This window comes from Phyllobacterium bourgognense, assembly GCF_003337575.1.
In the GTDB taxonomy this organism is placed as follows: Bacteria; Pseudomonadota; Alphaproteobacteria; order Rhizobiales; family Rhizobiaceae; genus Phyllobacterium; species Phyllobacterium bourgognense.
On the sequence record NZ_QPJM01000050.1, the window covers coordinates 1 to 3,359 of the forward strand.

The 3,359-nt window shown below is 57.3% G+C and carries 1 protein-coding gene and 1 pseudogene; both read right to left on the minus strand.

The genetic code is table 11. The features are described from left to right. A pseudogene (locus C7476_RS27695) lies at positions 1-953 on the minus strand (GH36-type glycosyl hydrolase domain-containing protein); the annotation flags it as partial. A 33-nt stretch (positions 954-986) separates the two neighbouring features. Beyond that, on the minus strand, positions 987-3,359 hold a 2,373-nt coding region (locus C7476_RS27700; RefSeq protein WP_114433117.1), incomplete at its 5' end, for a phosphoketolase family protein.

Sequence of the window (3,359 nt, forward strand, 5' to 3'; positions counted from 1 at the left end):
ACCGAAACGTCGCCGGGTGTAAGCCTGAATTCATCGAGCTCGCACTTGTATCTCTCCATTGACCCGCGGAACGCTTGCTCGACCGCAGCGAACTTCGAGTATTGCTCGGCGATTGCCTGGATGGCTGACTGGTTGTCCGCGGCTCCCGTCACAAAGGCGACGTGCGCTTCCGCACCTGGACCAACACGAACAGTCCGTCGTAGGGAGACGATGGGATCGAGGACAGGGCCGGTCGTCCCGGAAAGCGATGTACGGGCGTCAAATACTGCAGGATTGGCGGCCGTGCGTCCTCGTCCAAGGAATCGGAGCCGGTCAGTCTCGTATTCAGGCTCTTGGTGGGCTGGCTGGCTCGATGACGATACATGGATTGCCCAAGTCGGTTTCTCGTTCACATCGCGCGGCCTGCGGCGTGCAAATAAAGCGCCCGTCGTGCGGTCGTAGGTCGTTTCGACAAATAGTTTGGTGAACGCGGGATGTGCCTGGTCGGCACGACGATTGTTGAGGCAGACTTCAGCGTAGCTTGTCAATTCAAGGGTTCGCTCCCTCGCGCCGTGATTGATCATCGTCAGCAAGCGAACCTCGGCGTCGGCATCTCCTGCGACACAGACTTTCCAGAAAGTCTCGATGTCGCCGGAATGGCAGCGGAATTCCGCCCTGTCTCCGTGAAAGGCGTTCTCCCGGACCACTCCTGGCTCAACGATCGGTTGCCTTCCGATGGACCACAGGCTGTTGTCGGCCAGATCCCGGACGTAGCAAAACTGTCCCCAGCAATCGCGCGTGAAGTCCGCTTGCCACCGGGTAACGTCAATGCCCTGCCAGCTCCCGTAGCCTGCCCCGGCTGCCGTAACCAAGACACTATAACGGCCGTTGGATAGCAAGACGACGTCGGAATTCGTTTCCGCCAGATCGGGAATTACCTTGTGTCGTACCGTCTCAGGCTCACTCGCTGGCACAGGAACCTCCATTTGGCTGGTTTGCGGCTTAGCTCAGGCGTTGTCCCCTTCTGTCGAGGTTCTGGCCGACTTTTTGTCCCCGCCTTTCAAGCCCCATTTCCAGCCGCTTATTGCTGGCATATCGTCGCCGAATTGCTCAATATACTGCCTGTGTTCGACCAGCTTCTGGTGAATTGCCTGTTTGAAATAGGCAGCGCGCGCACCCAGTTGCGGGAGCCTGTCAATAACGTCTTCGACCAGGTGGAAGCGGTCGATTTCGTTCAGGACCGCCATATCGAACGGCGTCGTCGTGGTTCCTTCTTCCTTGTAGCCGCGAACGTGCAGATTACCATGGTTCGTCCGGCGGTAGGTGAGGCGGTGGATGAGCCATGGATAGCCGTGGAAGGCGAAGATGATTGGCTTATCCTTGGTGAACAGCGCATCAAAGTCAGGATCCGACAATCCATGCGGATGCTCCTTCGTCGGCTGGAGCTTCATGAGGTTCACGACGTTGATGACGCGGACTTTCAATTCCGGAATGTGCTCCCGGATCAGCTCGACTGCGGCCAGGGTCTCGAGCGTTGGTACATCGCCGCAACAAGCCATCACCACGTCGGGCTCACCGCCCTTGTCGTTGCTTGCCCATTCCCAGATACCGACGCCCGCATCGCAGTGCTTGACCGCTTGATCCATTGTCAGCCACTGCGGTGCAGGCTGTTTGCCGGCCACCACGACGTTGACATAGTTGCGGCTGCGCAAGCAGTGATCGGTGACCGATAGAAGTGTATTGGCGTCCGGCGGCAAATAGATGCGAATGACCTCTGCCTTTTTGTTGGCCACATGATCGAGGAATCCTGGGTCTTGGTGGCTGAAACCATTGTGGTCCTGCCGCCAGACGTGTGAGCTCAGGAAGTAGTTGAGCGAGGCTATTGGCCGCCGCCAGGGGATATGGTTGCACACTTTCAGCCACTTGGCATGCTGGTTGAACATTGAATCGATGATGTGGATGAAGGCTTCGTAACAGGAGAAAAATCCATGCCGGCCGGTAAGCAGATAGCCTTCCAGCCAGCCCTGACATTGATGCTCGCTGAGCACTTCCATCACCCGGCCGTCCGGTGACAGATGATCATCAGTGGGATAAATCTCGGCCATATAGCAACGATCGGTGACCTCAAGAACATCCTGCCATCGATTTGAGTTGTTCTCATCCGGACTGAACAGGCGGAAGTTTTTACTGCCTAAGTTCATCTTCATCACATCGCGGAGAAACTTGCCCATCACCCGCGCCGACTCCGTTATGGTTGCACCTGGGCTAAGCACCGATACTGCATAATCGCGGAAGTCGGGCATCTTCAGGTCGCGCAGCAGCAAACCGCCGTTCGCATGCGGGTTGTCGCTCATGCGACGATGCCCGGTAGGCGCGAGCGCCGCCAATTCGGGCTTGAACCGGCCGTCATCTTCGAAGAATTCCTCGGGCCTATAACTTTTCATCCATTCCTGGAGAATGCTGATGTGTTCCGTCTTGTCCATGTCACCCATCGGCACCTGATGCGCGCGCCAATAGTCTTCGCACTTCTTGCCATCTATCTCGGGCGGGCAGGTCCACCCCTTTGGCGTGCGGAAAACAATCATCGGCCAGGCCGGACGCTTCAGGTTGCCCTTGGTGCGGGCATCCGTCCAAATTTTCTTGATGTCCTTGACGGCCGCATCCAGTGCACCGGCCAATTGCTGGTGCACATTCTCCGGATCATCGCCTTCGACGAAATATGGCGCGTAACCCATTCCCTCGAAGAATTTCTGCAGTTCGTCCTTGGGAATGCGGGCAAGGAAGCATGGGTTGGCGATCTTGTAGCCGTTCAGATGCAGGATTGGCAACACGCATCCGTCGCGCGCAGGGTTCAGGAATTTGTTGCTATGCCAGCCCGTTGCGAGCGGACCTGTCTCCGCCTCCCCATCGCCCACAACACACGCAACAATCAAGTCCGGGTTGTCGAACGCCGCCCCGTAGGCGTGGCTGAGGGCATAGCCCAATTCGCCGCCCTCGTGCATGCTGCCAGGTGTTTCCGGGGCTACGTGGCTGGGGATGCCGCCGGGGAAGCTGAACTGCTTGAACAGCCTCCTCATGCCTTCAGTGTCCTGGCTGATATTGGGATAGAACTCGCTGTAGGTCCCTTCGAGATAAGCGTGTGCGACAAGCGAAGGTCCGCCGTGTCCGGGTCCAATAACATAGATCATGTCGAGATCATCGCGTTTGATCACGCGATTGAGGTGGACGTAGAGCATGTTCAAACCAGGCGACGTGCCCCAGTGGCCGAGCAGCCGTGGTTTGATGTGCTCGCGCTTTAACGGCTCTTTCAGCAGCGGATTGTCGAGAAGATAGATCTGGCCAACCGACAAATAATTCGAGGCGCGCCAATAAGCATCCAT